The organism is Solibacillus sp. FSL W8-0372, assembly GCF_037969735.1.
Classification (GTDB): domain Bacteria; phylum Bacillota; class Bacilli; order Bacillales_A; family Planococcaceae; genus Solibacillus; species Solibacillus faecavium.
On sequence record NZ_CP150204.1, the window covers coordinates 2,784,442 to 2,809,323 of the forward strand.

22 protein-coding genes are annotated in these 24,882 nt (G+C 37.3%); 4 read left to right on the plus strand and 18 right to left on the minus strand.

Translation table 11 applies throughout. The features are described from left to right. Positions 1-14: 14 nt before the first annotated feature. From pfkA to MKY13_RS14215, 6 genes are all read right to left on the minus strand, one after another. Positions 15-974, minus strand: a complete 960-nt coding sequence (gene pfkA / locus MKY13_RS14190; RefSeq protein ID WP_191700568.1) for a 6-phosphofructokinase — start codon at positions 972-974, stop codon at positions 15-17. Between the two features lie 156 nt (positions 975-1,130). Further along, the gene (locus tag MKY13_RS14195) at positions 1,131-2,087 is read right to left on the minus strand and encodes an acetyl-CoA carboxylase carboxyltransferase subunit alpha (protein ID WP_191700569.1); all 957 of its coding nucleotides are present in this window, start codon (positions 2,085-2,087) and stop codon (positions 1,131-1,133) included. Further along, complete coding sequence (accD, locus tag MKY13_RS14200) at positions 2,080-2,952, minus strand: acetyl-CoA carboxylase, carboxyltransferase subunit beta (RefSeq protein WP_191700570.1); 873 nt, start codon at positions 2,950-2,952, stop codon at positions 2,080-2,082. Before accD ends, MKY13_RS14195 begins: the two co-directional genes overlap by 8 nt. Positions 2,953-2,984: 32 nt before the next feature. Continuing rightward, positions 2,985-3,617: a GntR family transcriptional regulator gene (locus tag MKY13_RS14205; protein ID WP_191700571.1), complete on the minus strand. Its 633-nt coding sequence runs from the start codon at positions 3,615-3,617 to the stop codon at positions 2,985-2,987. Between the two features lie 234 nt (positions 3,618-3,851). Continuing rightward, positions 3,852-6,926 carry a DNA polymerase III subunit alpha gene (dnaE, locus tag MKY13_RS14210; protein WP_191700572.1) on the minus strand — a complete coding sequence of 1,025 codons (3,075 nt, stop codon included), beginning with the start codon at positions 6,924-6,926 and terminating at the stop codon, positions 3,852-3,854. A gap of 19 nt (positions 6,927-6,945) precedes the next feature. Further along, entirely contained in the window at positions 6,946-7,890 is a 945-nt protein-coding gene (locus MKY13_RS14215; protein ID WP_191700573.1) for a bifunctional oligoribonuclease/PAP phosphatase NrnA, read from the minus strand. 92 nt (positions 7,891-7,982) lie between these two features. On the opposite strand from MKY13_RS14215, the gene MKY13_RS14220 reads away from it, so the two are divergent. Continuing rightward, entirely contained in the window at positions 7,983-8,294 is a 312-nt protein-coding gene (locus MKY13_RS14220) for a YtpI family protein (protein WP_191700574.1), read from the plus strand. 77 nt (positions 8,295-8,371) lie between these two features. Here the strand turns inward: MKY13_RS14220 and MKY13_RS14225 are convergent, their stop codons facing one another. Both MKY13_RS14225 and MKY13_RS14230 read right to left on the minus strand, forming a co-directional pair. Further along, a complete protein-coding gene (locus MKY13_RS14225) occupies positions 8,372-9,679 on the minus strand; it encodes a DRTGG domain-containing protein (RefSeq protein WP_191700575.1) in 1,308 nt (435 codons plus the stop codon). Positions 9,680-9,850: 171 nt separating this feature from the next. Further along, the gene (locus tag MKY13_RS14230) at positions 9,851-10,531 is read right to left on the minus strand and encodes a metal-dependent hydrolase (protein ID WP_191700576.1); all 681 of its coding nucleotides are present in this window, start codon (positions 10,529-10,531) and stop codon (positions 9,851-9,853) included. A 123-nt stretch (positions 10,532-10,654) separates the two neighbouring features. Between MKY13_RS14230 and MKY13_RS14235 the strand changes: the two genes are divergently transcribed. Both MKY13_RS14235 and MKY13_RS14240 read left to right on the plus strand, forming a co-directional pair. Further along, the gene (locus MKY13_RS14235; RefSeq protein ID WP_191700577.1) at positions 10,655-11,743 is read left to right on the plus strand and encodes a Xaa-Pro peptidase family protein; all 1,089 of its coding nucleotides are present in this window, start codon (positions 10,655-10,657) and stop codon (positions 11,741-11,743) included. A 433-nt stretch (positions 11,744-12,176) separates the two neighbouring features. Further along, on the plus strand, positions 12,177-12,950 hold the full coding sequence (locus MKY13_RS14240) for an SH3 domain-containing protein (RefSeq protein ID WP_191700578.1): 774 nt from the start codon (positions 12,177-12,179) through the stop codon (positions 12,948-12,950). A 62-nt stretch (positions 12,951-13,012) separates the two neighbouring features. Here the strand turns inward: MKY13_RS14240 and ald are convergent, their stop codons facing one another. Then, a complete protein-coding gene (gene ald / locus MKY13_RS14245; protein WP_191700579.1) occupies positions 13,013-14,149 on the minus strand; it encodes an alanine dehydrogenase in 1,137 nt (378 codons plus the stop codon). Between the two features lie 323 nt (positions 14,150-14,472). Between ald and MKY13_RS14250 the strand changes: the two genes are divergently transcribed. Then, the gene (locus MKY13_RS14250; protein WP_191700580.1) at positions 14,473-14,919 is read left to right on the plus strand and encodes a universal stress protein; all 447 of its coding nucleotides are present in this window, start codon (positions 14,473-14,475) and stop codon (positions 14,917-14,919) included. 117 nt (positions 14,920-15,036) lie between these two features. Here MKY13_RS14250 and MKY13_RS14255 read toward each other — a convergent pair whose 3' ends face one another. The 9 genes from MKY13_RS14255 to ezrA all read right to left on the minus strand — a co-directional run bounded on the left by MKY13_RS14255 (position 15,037) and on the right by ezrA (position 24,852). Further along, entirely contained in the window at positions 15,037-15,978 is a 942-nt protein-coding gene (locus MKY13_RS14255; RefSeq protein WP_191700581.1) for a class I SAM-dependent methyltransferase, read from the minus strand. Positions 15,979-16,170: 192 nt separating this feature from the next. Continuing rightward, entirely contained in the window at positions 16,171-16,677 is a 507-nt protein-coding gene (tpx, locus tag MKY13_RS14260) for a thiol peroxidase (protein WP_191700582.1), read from the minus strand. A gap of 183 nt (positions 16,678-16,860) precedes the next feature. Further along, the gene (locus MKY13_RS14265; RefSeq protein WP_191700583.1) at positions 16,861-17,352 is read right to left on the minus strand and encodes an RDD family protein; all 492 of its coding nucleotides are present in this window, start codon (positions 17,350-17,352) and stop codon (positions 16,861-16,863) included. A gap of 14 nt (positions 17,353-17,366) precedes the next feature. After that, a complete protein-coding gene (gene sppA / locus MKY13_RS14270) occupies positions 17,367-18,374 on the minus strand; it encodes a signal peptide peptidase SppA (protein WP_191700584.1) in 1,008 nt (335 codons plus the stop codon). A 160-nt stretch (positions 18,375-18,534) separates the two neighbouring features. Further along, on the minus strand, positions 18,535-20,106 hold the full coding sequence (locus tag MKY13_RS14275) for an acyl--CoA ligase (protein ID WP_339213449.1): 1,572 nt from the start codon (positions 20,104-20,106) through the stop codon (positions 18,535-18,537). Between the two features lie 165 nt (positions 20,107-20,271). After that, positions 20,272-20,478, minus strand: a complete 207-nt coding sequence (locus MKY13_RS14280; RefSeq protein ID WP_191700586.1) for an alpha/beta-type small acid-soluble spore protein — start codon at positions 20,476-20,478, stop codon at positions 20,272-20,274. Between the two features lie 109 nt (positions 20,479-20,587). Continuing rightward, positions 20,588-21,799, minus strand: coding sequence for a tRNA uracil 4-sulfurtransferase ThiI (gene thiI, locus MKY13_RS14285; RefSeq protein ID WP_339213452.1), 1,212 nt, complete (start codon positions 21,797-21,799; stop codon positions 20,588-20,590). Then, complete coding sequence (locus MKY13_RS14290; RefSeq protein WP_339213454.1) at positions 21,796-22,944, minus strand: cysteine desulfurase family protein; 1,149 nt, start codon at positions 22,942-22,944, stop codon at positions 21,796-21,798. The genes thiI and MKY13_RS14290 overlap by 4 nt, the downstream gene beginning before the upstream one ends. Positions 22,945-23,148: 204 nt before the next feature. After that, positions 23,149-24,852, minus strand: a complete 1,704-nt coding sequence (ezrA, locus tag MKY13_RS14295) for a septation ring formation regulator EzrA (protein WP_191700589.1) — start codon at positions 24,850-24,852, stop codon at positions 23,149-23,151. Positions 24,853-24,882 lie beyond the last annotated feature (30 nt).

The following is a 24,882-nucleotide window of genomic DNA, read 5'->3' on the forward strand; positions in this document are numbered from 1 at the left end:
CCGTTTTATGCACTTTAAATTGAAAGTTCTTTTGATAATGTATACAAACTCAAATCTGCCTTGTGCTTTGTTTCAAATGCTTCCCTTAAATCATAATCTATTACTTCATGATTTTTCACGCCAACTGCTCTTCCGCCTTTATTTTCCAATAATAGCTCAACCGCTCTTGCACCGAATCTGCCTGCTAACACACGGTCACGGGCAGATGGAGAACCACCGCGTTGTATATGACCTAAAACAGATGTACGTATTTTTACACCTGTACGTTCTTCCAGTTGTTTTGCCAGCTTATGACCATTCATTACACCTTCAGCTACAATAATTATACTATGTCGCTTGCCACGTGCTGCCCCTCGTTCAAGACGGGTTACAATATCCTCTATTTCAAATGACTCTTCAGGAATTAAAATAGATTCGGCACCTGCTGCTAAACCTGACCACAATGCAATATCTCCCGCATCACGACCCATTACTTCAATAACAAATGTATTTTCATGGCTTGTTGCAGTATCACGAATTTTGTCAATAGATTCAACAACTGTATTTAATGCGGTATCAAAGCCAATCGTATATTCTGTTCCAGGTACGTCATTGTCAATTGTTCCCGGTATGCCGACACAAGGGAACCCTTTTTCAGTTAATTGCATTGCACCACGATAAGAGCCATCTCCACCAATCACTACTAAGCCTTCTATACCTTCTTCTTTCATAAGCTCGATTGCTTTATATTGGAACTCGTCCTGTTTAAATTCAGGGAAACGTGCAGAGTATAATTTCGTACCGCCTCGTTGTATAATATCGCCAACAGAACCTATATCTAAAAGCTCAAATTTCCCATTATAAAGGCCTTCGTAGCCATGGTAAACTCCGACAACGTCTACTCCGTGAAAACGTGCTTTACGAACAACTGCCCTAATAGCAGCATTCATACCCGGTGCATCTCCACCACTCGTTAAAACCGCAATTTTCTTCATACGACCTTTCCTCCTATTACGACTGTTACTATCCACATTAACAGAAAAACCATTTATATGTAACTATTCTAGAAAACAAAAATGTAAAGCATTTGAAAATAACGAAAGAATGCGCTTTCACGCATTCTTCGCTCTTCAATCATTAGTTAAACAATATTATTGTTCAATATACTGACCAATATTCTTAAATTTTGTATAACGATTCTCAACTAATTGCTCTGCACTTTCTTTATTTAAATCGTTTAACGTATTTGTAATGTATTCTTTCATTATTATGGCTTGCTGTTCCTTATCTTTATGCGCTCCACCGGCAACTTCCGGAATAATCCCATCGATTATTTCCAACTGCTTTAAATCAAGGGCTGTAATTTTCATAGCTTCTGCTGCCTGTTTAGCATAGCTTGCATCTTTCCATAAAATCGATGCCGCTCCTTCTGGTGAAATAACTGAGTAGGTCGCATTTTCAAGCATTAGTATTTTGTTTGCTACACCTAATGCAAGTGCGCCACCACTACCGCCTTCTCCTATAACAACGCTAATAATCGGTACCCGGATACCCGCCATTTCAAACAAGTTACGGGCAATCGCTTCACTTTGGCCGCGCTCCTCAGCTGCTTTACCTGGGTAAGCACCTTTCGTATCAATAAAGCAAATAATGGGACGATTAAATTTCTCCGCTTGCTTCATCAGTCGTAATGCTTTACGGTATCCTTCCGGGTGTGGCATCCCGAAATTACGTCGAATATTCTCTTTCGTCGTTTTCCCGCGTTGGTGACCTATAATCGTTATTGCCTGCCCATTAAATGAGGCAATCCCCCCTACAATTGCTGCATCATCCTTAAACGCACGATCCCCATGCAGCTCAATGAAATCATCAAATATTCGTTCAATATATTCAAGCGTAGTCGGTCGTTCCGCATGTCTGGCTACTTGCACCCGGTCCCACGGCTCCATATTTGCATAAACGTTTTTTTCCAACTCCTGCAATCTCGTTTCTAACTTCTCAATTTCACCGCTCATATCGACTTCCGCTTCTGTAGCAATTGTTTTTAATTCTACAATCTTTTCCCGAAGCTTCACTACCGGTTCTTCAAATGCCATTAATTTAGACATGGGATACGCCTCCTTGTACATGTAACTTTACAATTGTTGCAATTTTATCTCGCATTTCCAATCGATTAAAAATGGCATCAAGTTGACCATGATCCAATAAAAACTCTGCCGTTTGGAAATCATCAGGCAGCTTTTCCCGTACCGTCTGCTCGATAACACGACGTCCAGCAAAGCCAATTAAGCTTTGAGGTTCGGCAATATTATAATCCCCAATCGATGCGAAACTTGCAGAAACGCCTCCTGTTGTAGGATGGGTCATAACAGAAATATAAAGTAAGCCCTCTTCGCTATGGCGTTTTAATGCAACGCTCGTTTTCGCCATTTGCATTAAAGATAGTACACCTTCTTGCATACGAGCTCCACCACTAGCAGTAAAAATAATAAATGGCACCCTTAGTTCTGTTGCCTTCTCCACAGCTCGAGTGATTTTTTCCCCTACAACAGACCCCATCGATCCCATACGGAAATGTGAATCCATTACTGCAACAACGACCTGCATTTCTTTTAATGCGCCTACCCCTGTTAAAACTGCTTCATTCAAACCTGTTTTCTTTTTGTCGATCTCTATCTTTTCCACATAAGCCGGGAAATTTAAAGGATTTGTCGTTTGTAGATGATCATCCATCGACACAAATGAACCTTTATCTAAAAAGCAGGCAATTCTTTCATCTGCTGTTAAGCTGAAATGATGCTGGCATTTCGTACAAACTTTCAGGTTTTTCTCTATTTCCTTTGTTACATGAATCATTTTGCATTTTGGACATTTTGTAACGATGCCTTCTGGAAAGGCCTTTTCATCTTCTCTTTTTGTTATATTATCTGTATTTTTTTTGCGGCTAATTGTAAATAAATCACGAATTGACATCGTAATCCCCCTTTGAATTGATCTGAAAATGTTTATTTTATAATGACCATCCAGTTTTCGTATGCATCAAGAGCTTCCTGTGAATACCCCATCTGCATAGAAGCTAGTAAAGTCTTTACTTCCCTTTTCTCTTCGGCAGTTATATCAGTCGCAAGCAGTTTATCGCTAAACGCAAGAAGCTGCAGCCAAATTTTTAATGAAAGACGGTTCCCGGAAATAACAATACATTCACGAAGTATATCTTCTCGCTTTAATGATTCTCCAAGCTCCAGCTTCACAAAAAAACTTTTCCAAATCGGTAATGCGCAGAAAACAGGAGACTGACAAATGATGCGAATGGCTTCTTTTTCATGCATTTGTCTTGTCGCATGGACATCAGCTATAGATTGCTCATCCTGTAAAATAAATGAACCAACAATCTCAACGAATTGATGTTGTTTCATGCTAGCCAAATAAGTACCTCCGCCATGTCTTGTTTCAATTAAGCCTAACAATTCCAAACTACGTAAAGCTTCCCTGACAGAAGATCTTCCCACTTGCAGCTGTTCACTTAATACTCTTTCTGAAGGTAGCTTTTGCCCTTCCTGAATGTTTTGTTCAGCTATTAAATCATGCAACTGCTTTACAATTTGTATGAATCTTTTTTTTGCGGGCTTTTCTTCCACGCTTTTCACCTCATCGAGTCCAACATTCCATAATTTATCAAAAGTGGTCAGACCAGTTTATAAAGTAAGAATACAAAATGTTTTTGAAGTTGTAAAGGGAAATTATAAAACTATAATCTTATATATAATAAAATTTGCGAATATATAACTATTTTTATGTTTTTTCGATAAAATTTGATGAAGTAATATAAAAAGAGCGTTTCTAATTTTATTAGAAACGCTCTATAATACTATTTATTTTATAATAATATCCTTAATTTTTATTTGGGACTTATTAAAACGATGTTCGAAAAACCCTTCAATATAAAGTAAAGTATCCTCCTGTAATTTACCAACAACTTTCTCGTATTCTTTTGGAAAAAGTGTTAAAGAGACCGCCCCATATTCATCTTCTAATTGGACAAATGCCATCAGTTCTCCTCGTTTCGTACGGAGCTGACGAATTTCCTGAACTTGACCAATCATTTTTACGTAAGTATTATCTTTCAATTGGGATAAAGTTTGGACTGTCGCTGTAACCTCCGGGAAATGTTTGCGTACTTTTACAATTGGATGGTCGGATAAATAAAAACCGAGTACTTCTTTTTCATATTGCAACTTTATTTTTTCCGGTATCGGTGATGTTTCACTGTATTTCGGCTTTCCAAATGCAAGTAGTGCGCCTTCAAATAAATCATCTCCACCAGGCCGCACAAAATCAGCTTGTTTTTGTGCCCCTTCAATTGTAGCAAGTAATGTTGCGCGATCTTTTCCAAATTCATCAAGTGCCCCTGCCTTAATCAACGGTTCGATAATTTTACGGGTGAAATTCGCTGTCGTCATGGTAACCGCTAAATCAAATATGGATTCGAACGGCTTTTGTCTTTCTTCACGGGCAGTTAGCAACTTTTGCAAAAAGGGCTGTGGTACCCCTTTAATCGCCGAAAAGCTAAAACGGATCTTCCCGGCTTCTACTTTAAAATGGCGCATACTTCGATTAATCGACGGCGGCAGAATTTCAATTCCCCTTGCTTTTGCCTCCATTAAAATTTGTGCTAGCTTTTCTGAATTGCCCGTTGCATTTGTAAGAAGGGCTGCATAGAAATTAACAGGGTAATTTGCTTTCAAATATGCCATGTGATACGAAATGATACTATATGCGACTGCATGGCTTTTTGGGAAACCATAATCGGCAAAGCGTACAATTAATGCATATACCTCTTCTGCCACTTGCTCTGTATAGCCTTTTTCTAACGCACCTTGCACGAAAGAGGCGCGTTGCTGTTCCAACACATCACGCTTCTTTTTACTTACAGCACGACGGAGCAAATCTGCCTGTCCAAATGAAAATCCTGCCATTACATTGGCTATACGCATAATTTGTTCTTGATAAATAATAACCCCATGCGTCTCTTCCAAAATTGGCGTTAAATCGGGGTGCGGCATCATTACCTGCTCTTTTTTATGCTTCCTTCTTGCATAAAGTGGGATAAACTCCATTGGACCTGGTCTATATAATGCATTTACCGCAACAATATCTAAAAAGTGTGTTGGTTTTATTTCCCGTAAAGCATTTCTCATTCCCTCTGATTCGAGCTGAAAGATACCAGCTGTATCCCCATGTTGCAGCAGTTCAAACGTTTTCTGGTCATTAAGAGGAATTTGATTGAAATCTAGTCGAATATCGTGTGTAAACTGAATGGATTTTCTTATTTGTTCAAGAATCGTTAAATTACGCAACCCTAAAAAATCAATTTTTAACAATCCAGTTTGTTCAACTTCAAGCATTGGCCATTGTGTTAAATAAATTCCATCATGCCCATCTTCAATTGGCACGATATCGACTAATGGAATCGGACTTAATACGACACCCGCTGCATGTGTCGAAGCATTTCGAGGTAGGCCCTCCAATCGAAGAGACGTTTGAAACCACTTTTGGCGGATTGGCTCTGCTGCTATCCATGTTCGTAAATTTTCCGACTTCGAGTAAGCTTCCTGTAACGTAATACCTGGTTTATTTGGAATGAGCTTAGAAATCATCTCCAATGTTTCACTTTCAAAATTGAACATTCGAGCGACATCCCGTGCAACCGCTTTTGCTGAAAGCGTACCAAACGTAATAATTTGAGCGACATACTGCTTCCCATATTTTCTAGCAACATATTGAATTACTTCATGACGTCTCGTATCTAAAAAATCTATATCGATATCCGGTAATGTAATACGTTCAGGGTTTAAAAAGCGTTCGAATAATAAATCATATTGCAAAGGGTCCACTTGTGTAATTTCAAGTGCATAGGCAACGAGTGATGATGCCGATGATCCTCGTCCCGGACCTGTTAATATTTGTTCTTCCCTTGCAAAGCGCATAAAATCGGCCACGATCAAAAAGTAGTCAGAATACCCCATTGATTGAATAACATTCAGCTCATAATTTATACGTTCCAAATAGCGAGTCGGCAATGAATCCATTTTTAATCTGCGCTGAAGCCCTGCAACTACTTGCTGTTGCAATATACTTTCTGCGGTATCCCCTTCTTGAAGAGGAAACTTCGGCATATATACATCATTTGTTGTCAACTGAACTTGACAGCTCATTAATAGATTCTCCATTTGTATCAACCATTGGGGCTCATCATGAAATTTCCCTTGCCATTGCTCCGCAGTTAATACATAGCTTTGTTCTTTGTTGCTTTTAGCAGCTTCATTGAGCTTCACACCTGTTTCAATCGCCTTGGCCACTTCATATGAAAAGAAATCTTCTTCTTTCATAAACAACGATTCATGTGTCGCAACAATGGGCAGTCCATTTTTAACAGCAAATTCTATAGCTTGTCTTTCAGAAGGGGCTTCATTTGATCCACGGGAAATTCCAACATACAGCTCATTTGAATATGCATTTTTAATCTCCAGCATTGTTTTCTCGGCCGTTTGCTGCAGCCATCTTCCTTGTAAGTCAAGTGCAGGTATCATGAAGGCTATTCCTTTTCCATAAGCCAGCAGCCATCGTAAAGGAATTGTCTGTTCTGTTCGTATCGCAATACTACTGGAAATCTTCAATAAGTTTTGATAGCCTTCATTTGTTTTCGCGTATAATACAAGCGGTAATGACTGTTCTTCTGTCCATTCTAGCTGTATTGTCAGTCCAATTACCGGGTGTATGCCAGCCCTTTTCATTTCAAACCAAAAAGGCAAAAGTCCGTACAATTTCGTATTGACGATTGCACAGCTTTTTGCCTTTTGTTGATGTAAAAAAGGGATGAGCTCTTCAAGACGAATTGTACTTTTTAATAAATCGGCACTTGTCCGTATTTGTGGATATACAGTCACGCTTCATCCCTCCAACATATTATTTATATTCTTTACAAATAGCTTTTAAATCATCAATTACTTGATCTGCCTCTTCCCAAGTATAGGCTGTTGCACCGGATGCCAATGGGTGCCCTCCACCATTATATTTTTTTGCCAGTCCATTGATAACCGGACCTTTTGAACGTATCCGCACACGAATTGTATCATTGTCTTCGATAAACATAACCCATGCTCGGATATTTTTCACATTTCCCAATGAGCCAACTAAAAGAGATGTTTCGGAAGGTGTTGCATCATATTGCTGTAAAACAGATGTAGGCAATTTAATCGAAGCCGCTCCGTTTTCATCCATTTCGAAATGCTGATATATATAACCTTGAAGATTTAATAATTTGCGGTCCATTTCGTACATACCATCAAACACTTGATTGCGGTCGAAATTATATTGGATTAGTTGACCTGCAGTTTCAAATGTTTTTGGACTAGCACTTGGGAATAAAAAGCGCCCCGTATCTCCAACTATTCCTGCAAATAAAAGACGAGCTGCTGCATCGGACATTTGCCAATTAGCATATTCTCTGCCTTCCTCATAAAGTTCATAAACCATCTCACTGCATGAGCTTGCATTCGTATCAACCCAAAGTAGGTCACCATATGCATCGTCATTTGGATGGTGATCAATTTTAATAATAAAGTCACCTTTTTGATAACGATCATCATCAATACGCTCTGTATTTGCTGTATCAGTTACAATAATGAGTGCATTATTAAACTGCGTATCTTCTATATGCTGTGGGATAGCTAAAAACGATAAAGACGGATCATGTTCGCCGACTGTATATACTTCTTTTTCCGGATAATTCGCACGGATTAATTCTGCCAAGCCAATTTGAGAACCATATGCATCTGGATCTGGCCGTACATGACGATGCAGTATAATCGTGTCATATTGTTTAATTTTGTCAATTATTTGACGTTTCACAACATTTCCCCCTCGCACATAGTGAATACCTATATCATTTTCCAAGAAAAATCGTTACAATATTTAGTAGTTTGGCTACTAGGAGGTTCACTATGGTCTATTTAAATTTTCTATTCGTTGCTGGTATTGTAGCATCACTTGTATTTTACTTTTATTTTAAAACGAAGCAATTCCGCTCCACTTTGCCTATTCGCCGAAAATGGTACACTGCAAAAGCAGGTGTTTCACTTGCAGCATTTTTGATTTTCTTCGGTCTTAATGCAATTATCTTATATCCTGATATAATTGGTTTTGCCATTGCAGCTGTATTTATTGTTTTAGGTGCCGGCTTAGGTATAAACAATTATAAACGTATGCGCCATGAAGGTCGTTACGTACATGAAGAATATGAATTGAATAAGTAAATGAGAAGGGTGTTTCTAAAGGTATTTTACCTTGAGGACACCCTTTTTATTATTAAAATTCAATATTACTGCTATCATTATCTTTCTAAAAGCTGGAAAGTCATCATTGCTTTTCCAACAAGATTTGCTCCACTGAATACTTCAAAATCCATCTTCACAAATTTACGTGACATGTCCAAAATTCTTGGACGAACCGTTAATACACTCTCCATCTGTACTGGCTTGATGAAGTAAATATTCATATTTTCTACAACGGCTTCCCCACGCTTACGACGTTTCAAAGCAAAAGCCCCAACTTCTGAAAGTAAAATCGTAAAGGCACCATAAGAAATCGCGCCAAATTGATTCGTCATTTGCGGTGTGACTGTAAATTCCACAGCAATATCTTCTTCACCCATGACGCGCATCTCATTTTTAACTAAATCATCAATTGTCTCTCCGTGCTGTGGCTGACGCTGCGCTAATTGAATCGCCTTTAATACGTCCTGACGGCTAATGACCCCTTTTAACAAGCCATCTTCATCTATGACTGGAAGCAAATCTATCCCTTCCCAAATCATTCGGTGACCAGCAGAGGCTACACTTGTTTTCATAGAAGCTGCAATTGGACTCTTTGTCATAACCTTATCAATCGGCTCTGACTCTTCTTTACCAATAACATCCTTACTTGTAATCATTCCAACTAGCTTGTTTTGATGTGTTAATACAGGGAATGCCCCGTGTGTAGTTCGGCGATTCTGTTTATGGAAGTCTGCAATCGTATCACTATTTCTTAAAACAGCAGTATCCTCCATTGGAACATATACATCTTCAATAAGCAAAATATCTTTTTTAATTAATTGGTCATAAATAGCACGGTTAATCATTGTTGCTACAGTAAACGTATCGTAACTAGTCGAAATAATCGGTAAATCCAATTCATCAGCCAATGCTTTGTTTGAATCCGTCGTATCAAAACCACCTGTAATTAATACGGCCGCACCGGTTTTTAATGCATATTCATGAGCTTGTGTACGGTTTCCGACAATCAGAAGGCTTCCTGCATCTGTATATCGCATCATATCGTCAAGCTTCATCGCACCGATTACAAACTTAGTTAACGTCTTATGTAGCCCTGACTTTCCACCCAACACTTGACCATCAATAATATTTACAATTTCTGCAAATGTTAATCGTTCAATATTTTCTTTCTTTTTCTTTTCAATACGGATCGTTCCTACACGTTCAATTGAGCTGACTAACCTACGATTTTCAGCTTCTTTAATCGCACGATAGGCTGTCCCTTCACTCACTTGCATTTCCTTTGCAATTTGACGAACTGAAATTTTATCGCCAACTGGTAGTGATTCAATGTATTGTAAAATCTTTTCGTGTTTCGTTGACAATTACATCACCTATTTCTCATCATTCATTTATGTCCCTAGTGTACCATATTTAAACGTTGCAATTATATATTTTCCATATCTATACCCTCATTATTACTTATAAAAAACAGTAGAAAATAAGACAAACTGCCCAACCTGGTCTGCTAAGTTGGGCAGTTTGCTTTTTTCATATTAAAATTCAACAAATTCCCCTGACTGTAGAATTTGGACTTCCGCCCCTTCTACAAGCTTCGCAAATTCATCAGGATTTTGAGTAATTGGCGGGAATGTATTGTAGTGAATTGGTACAACAATTTTTGGTTTTAGTAATGTTACTGCATATGCAGCATCTTCTGGTCCCATTGTAAAGTTGTCTCCTATTGGCAGGAAAGCAACGTCAATTGGATGACGTTTTCCGATCAGTTCCATATCTCCAAACAATGCCGTATCTCCAGCATGGTAGATTGTTTTTCCTTCTGCTGTAAATAAAATCCCTGAAGGCATACCCGTATAAATGATTTCCTTATTCTCCGTTACATATGAAGAACCATGGAAAGCCTGGGTAAATTTCACTTTTCCAAACTCGAATTCATGAGCTCCTCCAATATGCATATTATGCACATTGCACCCTTGCCAGCCTAAATAATCGGCTAGCTCATTAGGTGCTACAACGAGCGCATTATTCTTTTTGGCCAACTCTACCGTATCTCCTACGTGATCATTATGACCATGTGTCAGTAAAATAACATCCGGATTTTCGTTTTCAACTTTTAAATCTGTAAGACCATTCCCATTTATAAAAGGGTCTATTAATATAGTTGTACCATTCGTTACTATTTTTATAATTGAATGCCCATGATATGAAACTTTCATAAAATTACCCTCCTAAAAGATATATTGTCACCACTAATATATTCGATATTTATGCATAAATCTCCTTTTTTTGATATGCTTAATTATGAATTCATTCTTAGGAAATAAAAGGGGATTTTTAATATGTCAAAGCAAAATCAATTACAGCAATATTTAGTAGAAAATGAGTGGGATGCTGCTTTTATCACTACTCCCGATAATGTGTTTTACTTTTCTAATTTTAAAAGTGATCCGCATGAACGTTTACTCGGTGTCATGGTATTTAAAGACGCAGAGCCTTTTTTAATTTGTCCGAAAATGGAAATACCAGACGTTGTAGCAGCGGGATGGACTTATGAAGTAATCGGACATGAAGACACTCAAAATGCATGGGATGTTGTGGCAAACGCTGTTAAAGCACGTAACGTAGCATTCAATACATTGGCAATCGAAAAATCCCATTTGACTGTTGAACGTTTAGAAGCAATACAAGAACGTTTTGAAACATTAAAGTTTACAAATATCGATGAAAAGGTAAATGCACTCCGAATTTGCAAAGACGAAGAAGAGCTTGTGAAGTTACGTAAAGCAGCGCAATTAGCAGACTTTGCAATTGAAGTAGGTTGTGATGCAATCGCTGAAGGCAAAACAGAAATGGAAATTTTAAATACGATTGAATCTGCTATTAAAGCGAAAGGCCATGCGATGAGCTTTAATACAATGGTGCTAGCCGGTGAAAAAACAGCTTCTCCACATGGTACACCAGGAGATCGTAAAATCCAAAAAGGTGACTTCATCTTATTTGATTTAGGCGTAATTTATGAAGGATATTGTTCAGATATTACACGAACAGTAGCATTCGGTCAGCCAAATGAAGAGCAAATGAAAATATACAATACAGTACGCCGTGCAAATGAAGCTGCAATCGAAGCAGTAAAACCTGGAGTTCGTGCAATGGATTTAGATAAAATCTCTCGCGATATTATTACAGATGCAGGCTTCGGAGAATATTTCACGCACCGATTAGGTCACGGGCTTGGAATTTCTGTTCATGAGTTCCCATCGATTACAGGAACAAACGAAATGACGTTACAGCCTGGTACAGTATTTACTATCGAGCCAGGAATTTATAAATCAGATGCAGCCGGAGTTCGAATTGAAGATGATGTAGTCGTAACAAATGACGGCGTAGAAGTATTAACGAAGTTTACTAAGGAATTAGTTATCCTTTAAAATCTGGCTGTCTTGTTTAACAGTCCTAAAAATATAATTTATCTTTTTAAAAAGTTGTATTGAAAGTTGCGTTTTAACTTTCATACAGCTTTTTTTGTGGATTATAAGGGTAATTTCATAAAGTTGTTTCATCTGAATTCAACAATTTACTCGTTTAGTACATTTTATAAATTTGTTTAATAAAGTAGGAATAAAGAAAAGTCTGAGTAATATACTTGTCCTTGAGAATATTTTTTCCAGGAGATATGATATAAATTTTTGTTGTGAGAATAAGATGTTAAGTGAAGGCATATCAACGTTTTCAAGTAGTATTCAACTACTAGGATTAATGTACTTTTAAGGCTATTCCCAAATCTTTACTTGTTTTCTATAGGTAAAATTGAGGAATAGGTAATTTACAAGAGGAAATAAATACGAAGAAAGGGAGTGCATCATGAAAAAATTATCGTTATTTATGCTAATCATCTTGCTCATGCTTCTAATGCCATTTAGCTTATTACAAACGCAGCCAGCACATGCCGAGTCGACTCAGTTTATTAATGCGGAAGAAAATACTTTTTTACGTGATGCTCCATCACCTAGTGCAAAAAAATTAACACTTCTTGAAAAATTTTCTAAAGTTACTGTTCTTTCAAAAGAAGGTCAATGGTCTTATATAAAACATAACGGCAATAAAGGTTATATTCTTTCAAAAACTTTAACAAAACAAGAACCGAAAAAATATGAACCGAAAAAAGCGCCTGTTATTACAAACGGTCTACTCCCTAAAGCTAATCGAAGCTATACGTATGAACCATCATTGGAAGGTGGAGCAAAAACTACGTATAAAGCTGCCGTGAATCCGGATATAAGGAATTCCGTTAGCTTAATGGAAGAAGAGTTTATTGGCTACACATATATTGAAAATGAAAATAGTTTCGAACTTGGTGTTGCCTATTCCGATGTATTCTTCTTTTCTTTAAGTTATCCGATGAAGGAAAAATCGACAATTTATGATACGGATTATGGAATTGAATCGGATACGAAAACAGAGGTAACTGTCGAAAGTACTTCGACTACTTTAAAGACTAAAGCAGGGACATTTAAAAATGTTGTAGTCATTAAATACCCAAACGGATCTAAACTTTATTTAGCAAAGGATTACGGTATAATTCGAGTTACTAACTTTGAAGGTGAAATTACGACAGAGCTTGTTTCAGTGAAATAAACATTCATAAAAGAACACTCGGACGTTATTAGTAACATCCGAGTGTTTTATTATTCATACTTTTAGCTGTTTAATCCTGTTAATACGCCTAAAACGTCATCCACAGCTACATAAGGTAATCCCTGTGCATCTGCTACCGCCTCATAGACAACATGCCCATCAACCGTGTTTAAACCAAGCTTTAACGCTGGGTTGTCTAAACATGCTTTAATGAATCCTTTATTGGCAATTTGCAATGCATATGGCACAGTATTATTTGTTAATGCAAGTGTAGATGTGCGTGGCACTGCACCTGGCATATTTGCAACTGTATAGTGAACTACATCATGTTTAACGAATGTTGGGTTGTCATGTGTTGTAACTTTTTCAGAAGTTTCGAAACAGCCACCTTGGTCGATCGCAATATCAACTACTACTGAACCTGGTGACATCGATTTAATCATTTCTTCTGTTACTAATTTTGGTGCCTTAGCTCCAGGAATTAAAACAGAACCTATAACTAAATCTGCTGAGCGAACAGCATCAGCAATATTGTATGGATTTGAAATTAAAGTTTGTACATCACGACCGAAAATATCTTCAAGCTGACGTAAACGTTCCGGGCTTAAATCAATTATTGTTACATCCGCACCCATACCAACTGCAATTTTCGCTGCATTCGTACCAGCAATACCCCCACCAATTACAGTTACTTTTCCGCGTGGAACACCTGAGACACCCCCAAGTAAAATTCCTTTTCCACCTTGGTATTTCTCTAAATAATGCGCACCAACTTGAGTCGCCATTTTCCCTGCCACTTCACTCATCGGTGTCAATAGTGGTAATGAACGGTTTGGTAATTGAACGGTTTCATAGGCAATTCCCGTAACACGTTTTTCAATTAATGCTTTTGTAAGCTCTGGTTCTGGTGCCAAATGTAGATACGTAAATAATATTAAACCTTCACGGAAATAATTATATTCGCTTTTAACTGGTTCTTTTACTTTCAGAACCATTTCCGCATTCCATGCATCTGCAGCTGTATCAACAATTTTTGCACCTGCTGCAATATAGTCATCATCTGTAAATGCCGAACCTAAGCCAGCACCTTGTTCAATATACACTTCATGACCATTAGCAATTAATGACAATACTCCTGCTGGTGTCATTGCCACTCGATTTTCATTATTTTTTATCTCTTTCGGTACCCCGATTTTCAACGTAATTCCTCCCTATAAACATCGCTTAGAAAAATGCATAACATAATTCAAATCCATTCTACCAACTTTAACACAAAAATAGTAGATTTATTTTAAATATAAAGTTTATTCAGAATAATGAACTTGCAAAAAATATTTAAAATCAAAATTAAATTTAAAATTGTAATAAAAATATATTATCATAGTATTTGAACAAATTATGTACGTTTTCCATATAATACACGACATAACAATAGTAATTTTTTTAATTTTCCGTGTTAGCTATTTCCATTCGAAAATCATTTGTTATAATAAAGTCATAGAAAAATTAGGAGGTAATGGAAATGGCAAATCATTATAAAAGCATTGTAGTAGCAGTAGACGGTTCTAAAGAGGCTGAATATGCGTTCCGAAAATCAATTGATGTAGCAAAACGTAATGAAGGTGCAACAATTAATCTAGTAAACGTTATCGATACACGTTCTTTTGCCGCTATCGAAGCTTATGACCGTTCAATCGCTGAGCGTGCTCAACAACACTCTGAAGAATTACTGAATGGCTATAAAAAGCAGGCAGAAGAAGCAGGTGTTGAGAATGTAAACCTTATCATCGAGTATGGTTCTCCTAAAAATATCATTACAAAAGATCTTTCAAATATTGTTGAAGCAGACTTAATCATTTGTGGAGCTACTGGTTTAAACGCCGTTGAACGTTTCTTAATCGGTTCAGTTTCTGAATCAATCGTTCGTACTGCTAAATGTGACGTATTAGTAATTCGTACTCCAGAATGAATTCATTTTAAAAGCAAAAAGCCATCTCCTCAATTTGAGAAGATGGCTTTTTTAGTTCAAAAATATCTAGTTTCATTAGCTGTACAGTCATTAACAAAACTAACGTCTTAATGTGAATTAACGTTTTTGATTATTGCTTTCCTTCCACATACGTACCTTTTCAAAAAACATTGCCAATGCTTCTCTATTGGACATATTAGGCACTTTTGCTAATAATACTTCACGTGGTGCTTTTAGTTGTGTACTTTGCTTTTGCAAAATTAAAATACTTTTCTCATGTGCCTTTGAAGAAAATAGATTTTCAGGTAGTTGAATGACAGCCTGAATCCATGCATGACCTTTAATATACTGATGTAATTGCTTAGCTTGCTCTGTTTCAAATAAATTAGATGGAACAAGGAATAATGCAAAACCGCCTTCTTTTGTGTAATTTAACGATTGCTCGATAAATAAGTGGTGTGAATAGCTCATTCCTTCTGCTGCACATAATTCATAATCAAGTGCTACTTCTTCGTTCGGATAATAGCCAACAGGTAAATCGCATACCACTGCATCCACCGGATCGACTAATAACTTCTCGAGCGCATCTTGGCGAAACAGCGTTACGGGCTGTTCTACTAAGTCTCCAGTTGCTGCAGCTAATCGAATTAACACATCATCAACTTCAACTCCAGTTGCCTTAACTTTGCCGTCAAACGCATTCATTAATGTAAACAGTAAATTCCCTGTCCCTAAGGCTGGGTCTACTATTGATATTGGTCGCTCAGTGAGTTCCTGTTCAAAGCAGCGCTCCACAAAATGGCTCACAATCAGTCCTAACGTGTCAGGGGTCATTTGGTGATTTGGCTGAGCACTTTTACGCATACCTTTAAGAATCGCAATTTGGATAGCTTTACGCATATCTTCCTTAGTTGCACCTTCTACTTGCCACTCAAATTTCCCATCAAGTGTTTCTTCCAATGTTTGTAACAACGCTTCTAAATAATCCTGCTCTTCCTGGGCAACAATAGTTTCAGCATGGTCATTAATGTATTTAAAGATTTGTTCAAACTTCTCCATAAAAATAACTCCCTCATTCCTATTCATCAAAGAAACGATTCCCACTAAAAAGTGAGACAACACCTCTTTTCTTCTGTGGATTCCTTGTTGAAATCTATTTCTCAATCCACAAATGAACAACCCACTCAATAATTATTGAGTGGGTATCCATCATCATGTATTTACTTTACAACAAAATCGTAAAAAACGAAATTATTTTGAAAGAGCTTTTACAGCTTCAATCGCTGCGTCATAATTTGGGTGGTCTGTACCTTCTGGAACATATTCTACATAAGTTACTTTACCGGCTTCATCCACTACAAAAATTGAACGTGCTAATAGGCGTAATTCTTTCATATGTACGCCATACGCTTCGCCAAAAGATGCATCGCGGTGGTCAGATACTGTAACGACATTGTCAATACCTGCTGCTCCACACCAGCGTTTTTGAGCAAATGGCAAGTCCATTGAAACTGTATAAATAACTACATTTTCACCTAAACTAGCTGCCGCTTCATTAAATGTACGTGTCTGCTTGTCACAAACACCTGTTTCTAATGATGGTACTACTGAAAATAAGCGAATTTTACCTTCAGAGTCTTTTAGTGTTACCTCAGATAGATCATTTGCTAATACTTTAAAATCCGGGGCTTGATCCCCTACTTTTACTTCATTGCCGATTAATGTTACCGGACCGTTTTTAAATGTTACTTGTGCCATAACTATACGCCTCCTTTATATTCCCTAATATTACTAAACATGATTTGAAAAATGCAACTAACTGAACTCACATTCACTCCCAAATAAAGAAAAGGATTGCTCAGCATCAAAATTGATTACGAAGCAACCCTTTGCTTTTATATAGAAGGTGTCGATAATGTACATTTCCCCTTCTAATTTTTCTTAAACATCTTTAGTATAAATTTTCTCATGAATGACAACAGTATCCGCAAAATAATCTGCAATACTTTTATTATTCGGCGAAAATGCGACGATTAAATATGGTAAGTACAATAATGTACTATTAATGAATCTGCCTACTACTTCACGAAAGAGAATAGTCATCCAGTCCAAAGGTTCGCCATTTTCTTTTTCTACCTTTATGCCAAAAACCATTTTCCCAAATGTTTGCTTGAAGAATTTCGTCAGCAGAACAAAATAAGCATAAAAAATGATTCCGGATATAATGGTCATTGGTGCATACCAGACATTGCTAGCTGTGTTCCAATCCATTAAGGCAAATATTGGTTTTATAGATATCCCCACTATTGCACTAACAACTAGAGAATCCAGTATAAAAGCCCAAAAACGCATCCAAAAACCCGCTGTTTTTTGTTTAATAGAAGGCAGCTCTTCGGCAGATGTTGTATCAACTACTTCGATTGCTTCAGTCATTGCTTTCCCCCCTATTAATAGTCCCCGTATAAATACATCATACGCGGTGAATTCGTTGATGAAATAATTTTAGATAAAACTTGTGATTCTGCTGATGGGCTAAACATTGAACCCAATTTCATACCTAATAATGAACCCCAGCTCGATGTATCCATCGTATATTCAAACAACTGTGCATCTTCCAGGTCATGGTCTGCCCGTAATGCATTGATAGCTGCCTCTTTATTACCAATTTCATCGACTAAGCCAGCTCTTAATGCCTGTGTACCACCTAATACACGACCATCCGCAACTTTTTTCACTTCTGCTTCCGACATATTACGTCCAGCTTCAATAATATCGACAAAGTGTTCATACGACTCATCAATCATCTCCTGAAGCATTGCCAGCTCTTCTTTAGTAGAAGGACGTGGCCCACCGAACATATCTTTATGTTCGCCGGATTTAATCGTTTCAAATTCTACGCCAATTTTTTCAGCTAATTTTTCATAATTGATCGACTGCATAATTACACCAATAGATCCTGTAATCGTTTCACGTTGAGCAAAAATCTTATCTGCTGGTGCTGAGATATAATAGCCACCAGAAGCAGCCATCGCCCCCATCGTTACATAAATCGGTATTTGTCTTTCTTCTTTAATCTGTAATAACTTTTGATATATTTCTTCTGATTCAATTACACCACCACCTGGCGTATTAACCGTTAAAAGAACCCCCTTAACTGTTTCATCGTTTAAAACAGCGTCCAGCTGTTCAAGAAATACTTGATGATTATAATCCACAGTTTCCCAAATACTTGGTTCACCAACATCCTGAATTACACCATCAACTTTTAGATTAGCAATACGCTTCGTAAAATCACCTGTTTCGACTACATTTTCATATGTAAGTGCATCTGACCCTAGCATATCAAAGCTACTAAAGAAATCCGTTTTAAAAATTGTAATAATAGTATTAATCCCTATTGAGAAAAATAATAATACGGCAGCTATTATTAAAGCTACTACTCGTTTTGTATTCATGTCTTCGCCTCCTTATTATATGTACGATGGTATATTAAAAAAGTTTCAATGAAAAGGCAAATCATCTCCCCATTTTATTTCACCTCCATTTCCCGCAAAAAAAGGCGGCAAAATTCGCCACCTTTTCCCCTTATTCCCCAGGAAATAATGTCGGAAACTGTTATTTCAACTCTTTTGAACGCAGTTCGACACGACGTATTTTCCCTGAAATTGTTTTAGGTAATTCATCTAAAAACTCAATCACACGTGGATATTTATATGGTGCTGTCAGTTGTTTAACGTGGTTTTGTAAATCTTCAACAATTGTTGGGCTATCTTTCAACGATTGGTCTTTTAGTACAATAAAAGCTTTTACGATATTTCCCCGTACTTCATCTGGACTTGCAACGACTGCACACTCTTGGACTGCCGGATGCTTCGTTAAAGCATCTTCCACTTCAAACGGACCAATTGTGTAGCCGGAAGAAATAATAATATCATCATTGCGTCCTTCAAACCAGAAGTAACCTTCATCATCTTTTGTAGCACGGTCTCCAGTTATATACCAATCTCCACGATATTGAATCGCTGTACGCTCTGGGTCTTTATAGTAGCCTTTAAATAGTGCTGGCGTTGATTTGTGTACAGCAATATCTCCAACTTCACCTACTGGAACCGGCTCACCATCCTCATTTACCAGTTCAATAATGTTACCAGGAGTCGGTTTTCCCATAGAACCGGAACGTAATTCTGTATTTAGCAATGTTCCTATTAGCAATGTGTTTTCCGTTTGTCCATATCCATCCCGCACTACTAAATTATGCTCTCGCTTAAATGTTTCGATTACTTCCCGATTTAACGGTTCACCTGCAGATACTGCACTTCGCAATGAATTTAAATCAAATGACCCTAATTGGTCCAATTTGGCCATCATGCGGTATTCAGTTGGTGTACAGCAAAGCACATTTATTTTATGTTGCTCTATTAATTGCAAATATTGCTTTGCATCAAACTTTCCTTTATATACGAATGCTGTTGCGCCACTTCCCAACACCGCTAAAAAAGGACTCCAAATCCATTTTTGCCAACCAGGTGCTGCTGTCGCCCATACCGTATCTCCATCCTGTACGCCAAGCCATTCTGACGCAGTTGTACGTAAATGTGCATATCCCCAGCCGTGCGAATGCATTACACCTTTTGGATTTCCTGTTGTACCAGATGTATAGGCTAAAAATGCTAAATCATTTGATGTTGTATTTACAGAATTAAATTCGTTTAATTGTTGCTGAGCAAGATCCATTAACGATGTCCAACCTTCTTTGTTGTTCCCAACGATAAATCGTTCAACTTTGGATAAACTTTCAACACTTTCAAATTCTTTTACAAATTGCTCCATTACGATAATTGCTTTTGCTTCAGAATGAATTAAACGGTATTCAATATCTTTTGCTCTTAGTAATTCTGAACTTGGAATTATTACTAATCCTGCTTTTAATGCTCCGATATATGACACATATGCTTCCAAACAGCGTGGTAGCATAATTAAAATTACATCACCCTTTTTTAACCCTTTAGCATAAAAAGCATTCGCAGCCTGATTTGCCTGCAGCAAAAGTTCTTCATATGTATAGCGACTTTCCTTCCCATTTTCGTCCTGAAAAATCAATGCAGTTTTATTCGCTTTATTTTCGTGCTTTTCAAATTCATCCACAATATTATAATGTGCCGGTGCTACTAAATAGTCTTGAATCATTTTTAAATCTCCCCTTTGTTTAAAAAGATCTTACCATTTAAGTATAATGATGCAATTCATTAATATCAAAATATTCCGCCATTTTTTAATGAATAAATTATTTTATTACCTGCAAAATAAAAAAGAACCGCTACTTAAAGTAACGGTCCCTTTTTTAAATTTTAATTATTGGTTTCCACCACGTAATTGTTGCTCAGCCATCTGAACTAGGCGTTTCGTAATCTCTCCGCCTACAGATCCGTTTGCACGAGATGATGCTTCTGCTCCTAATTGTACACCAAACTCTTGTGCAATTTCGTATTTCATTTGGTCAAGCGCTTGTTGTGCACCAGGTACACGTAATTTGTTTGAAGAACTATTGTTGTTTGCCATGTGTTGCTCACCTCCTTGTGACATTAGAATGCACCAGGAGAAAAGTTTAATACACAAAAAAGGCAGGTAATTTATAGTTCGATTAGGAAATCATTTCTAGAGTTTAAACTTATAGTAAATCAGCAAATTTATCTTCTTTTACTTGCTTTTGTGGAAACACATGAACTTCGCGGTTTTTCACTGCTCGTTCAATTAAATCATCGAATTCCGTAAAGCTTTCAAAATGTAGTACTTTTTCTAATTTTGGCTTAGTTTTCGGACTAGATGGTGTAAAAATCGTACAGCAATCTTCAAAAGGCTGTATTGATGTTTCGTAGGTGCCTATATCTTTGGCAATTTTAATGATGTCATTTTTATCTGCTGAAATTAGCGGACGTAATATTGGCGTGTTTGTCACATCATTAATAGCAGTTAGACTTTCTAATGTTTGTGATGCAACTTGCCCGAGGCTTTCACCTGTTACGATTCCTAGTGCACCAATTTCTTCGCGAACTTTATCAGCAACTTTCATCATCATACGACGAGTGGAAGTCATAGACATATTATCCGGTACTGCATCTTTTACGGCTACTTGCAATTCTGTGAATGGAATGACATGCAGGCGAACATTTGCACCGAATTTAGTTAACTCATTTGCTAGTTCTTTTACTTTTTGCAATGCATTATCACTTGTATATGGTGGACTGAAGAAGTGAATGGCATCCAGTCTAACGCCACGCTTCATCATTAAATACCCAGCAACTGGGCTATCAATACCACCGGAAAGCATTAACAGTGTTCGGCCATTTGAACCGATTGGCATTCCTCCAGCACCTTGGATTACTTGTGCCATCATATAGATCGCATCTTCACGTACTTCAATACGAAGTGCGACATCCGGATTTTTCACCTGTACTTTAAAGTTAGGAAAGTTTGGTAATAGGGTTGCACCCATTTCACGCTGCAATTCATGTGTATCTAGTGGGAACGTTTTATCTGTACGATGCACTTCCACTTTAAAAGTTAAATCGCCTCGATCACGGTAGTCTTCTAAAATATCCATAGCTAACGCCTTCATTACATCTAAGTCTTTTTCACATGATGCAACGGGGCTGATAGATTGAATACCGAATACATTAGGTAAACGCTCCATTAACACAGCAAATTTCTCTTTGTTTTCGATTTCGATAAACATACGATCACGTTCTGCACGAATTTTCAGCGGTGCAATATCATTGAATGAATAACGAACATTATCACGTAAACGGCTGATAAAATCTTTTTTGTTACGACCTTTTGTTGATAATTCACCGTAGCGAACTAAAATTTCTTTAAAAATCATTGTGTAATTTCTCCTTTTAACTCTTTCATAACTACTGAAAATTGCTTTTTAAACGCAGCAATATCTTCGTCTGTATTATTAGCGCCGAAGCTTAGACGCAATACGCCGTTTTTATAGCGACTATCGATATTCATTGCCTCCACAACATGGCTTGTTTTCGTTTGTTTAGATGAACAGGCACTTGATGTTGAAACGATAATATCGCGTTTTTGTAATGCATTAATTAAAATTTCACCTTTTAATCCTTTTACACTAAACGATAAAATATGTGGTGCACCGTCTTTTGGGGAAAGTATATAAACCTCTTGATCAAATTGCTCAAAGAAATGATGCAGCTCAGCTGACCACTTTTTAAAGTTCTCGACATGTACAGGCATTTTCTCCACAGCTAAACGTGCAGCTTTTGCCAACGCAGCAGCTTGTGGTACTGCAACAGTTCCACTGCGTAAACCAAATTCCTGTCCCCCACCAACGATAAATGCTTTCAGTTGTGGTTTTTTACGAAATGCTAACAGACCGCTCCCTTTCAGACCATGAATTTTATGTCCTGAAATGGAAATAACATCTGGACCATTATCACCATCAAACAATACTGGTAGCTTACCGAAACTTTGTATCGCATCTACGTGGAACATTGCTTGGCATTGTTTATGAATTATTTGGGCTGCTTCTTTAATTGGCTGTATTGCACCCATTTCGTTGTTTACGTGCATAATACTAACGATAATAGTATCTTTACGAAGCTTTTGCTGTAATTCCTCTAAAGAAATAAGCCCAGACTTATTTACTTTTAAATAGTCGATGTCATAGCCTTCTTCCTCTAAACGCTTAACAGCTTCCAAAATCGAGGGATGCTCTATTTCTGTCGTAATAATATGCTTTCCTCTAAAATTACTTGATTTTGCAAGACCAAAAAGCGCGGCATTATTCGACTCAGTTCCACCGGAAGTAAACAATATGTTTTTTTCATCAGTATGGAGAATACTTGCTAATTGCTCACGAGCTTTTGTTAATAACGTATTTGACTCTACACCGGCACGATGGATGGAAGCCGGATTTGCAAAATATTGTTCATTTACTACCAAGAATGTTTTTAGAACATCCTCGTGTGGTTTTGTTGTCGCACTATTATCTAAATAAATCATCTATACTCTACCTTCTTTTTTAACTATTTAGCTTTGCGACAAGGTGGCGTGAATACACTTAACCAACGCAAAGCAATACTTTATAGGTAATTTCATCTCAAGCAGAGAGGTTGTGATAATAGTCTATTAAACCATTACCACAACCTCTTTAATTTGCTTATTTATTATAACGCTAAATCGTTCAACATGTAACCGTTATGCTTATCATTTTGAAATCAGTTGTTCTTGTACAAGCTCTTCAATACGATTAATAGCATTTGGATCAACAATTTCAACTGCCCTTGCTGCGTCTTCCAATGCCTTTATGTAGCGGAACTTTTTAAATGCGTCCTCTGCTTCAAGTAAGCTTTCATGCACTTGACGATTATTGGCGCGATATCTATTACCAAACTGAATGAGACGTTCGATTATTAAAACATTCTCAATCATTTCCTGTGCTTTTTCATGTGTTTCTTCAATGGATTGCTTTGCACTTAGTAAATGTTGGTTTACTTGTACAATATTTAGTGGTACTTCCTGTAAACTTTGAACCACCACAAAAATACGTTCTGCCGCTTCTTCCAATCGCGCGTCCATTTCCTCTGGTATCCCAGGAATATTGGCACGTCCTAGTAAGCGTTCTGTGTTTTGTAGCAGACGCTTTAAAGTTTCTAATTCTGCCCTTGCCTTATTCTCGTCAATCCGTAAATTCTTTAATTTATTTGAAAAGCTCTCTTGTTCTTCTGCAATACGCTCAATTTCATCCGTAATTTCCTTCAATTCTTCCTGAAGGCTTGAATATGCGGACTTTTCTTCCTGTACACGTGTAGACAATAATTCATAGCGTCTTTGTAAAACTTCCAAATGCTTTAAACCGACTTTTGGAATTTCCGCCTCTTTATCCTGCAATCGATAGCTATGCTGAATATAGGCCACTTCATCACTAATATCTTTTGTTAATCGCATCACTTCATTAATCGTACTATACATACCTGAACAATTGCGTTCGACATATTTTCTTGCCATTACTTCTTTTTCCAGTAAATTATAGAAATGATCAATCTCATCATTAATCGTTTGAATGCGAGGCAATACAGTCTGTAAGTTTAACTCGGCAATTGCATCCTTCAATACGTCTAATTCGTTTTCAAGCCCATCCAAGTATTCTGTCAGCTCTAAATGACGCAAATAATAGTTTTGCTCTTCCATTTCACGCTGACCATTTCGCAACTCATGAATCGCTGTCGGAATTTTTGTCTGTATTTCTGTAAGTAGTGTTGGTACTTCGTTTAGAAGGTTAAAGATCGTTTGAGCTTCATCATTTAGCTGGAGTACAATTTCACGGGCCTGTAGGTAGTTACCATCTTTTGTTAACTCATCAAACTCTTCAAACTTTGGTACAAACTGCTCTAGCTTCTTTTCCAATTCCTCTAAAGCGGGACCAAATGAATGTTGATGTGCCAAAATCGTTTTACGTGCTGAGCGGTAATACTCTTTCAATTGTTCAATTTCGATACGGTTTTTTTCTTCACTGCCGATTAATTCGTCAAGCTCTGTAATAATTTGCACACGAACTTGCTCACACTTTGTAAGCTCCTGGTCAATTTCTCGTTCTGCATGCGTAGCTTTTTTGAATTTAAAACGATCAATAAATTCTTCCGCATCAAATAACAATTCGTCAATTTTCGGAATTTGTTTATCCACAACATCTAACCATCGATTTCGCCAGTTTTCAAATAGCTCTTCTGTTTGACCATTCATGTTTAGCGCTTTTACTTTAGCTAGCTCTTCAAAAATTGGATAGTGTTGGATTTGTAACTTTTCTTTATCTAATCGTCCTATTTCTGCATTATGCTTGCGTCGTACTACCAACCCTACAATCAATAATGCTAATAGTATGACGACAACAATGATGATATAATTTATCATTGTAAGCCCCCTAATCCCAATTAAAATCAA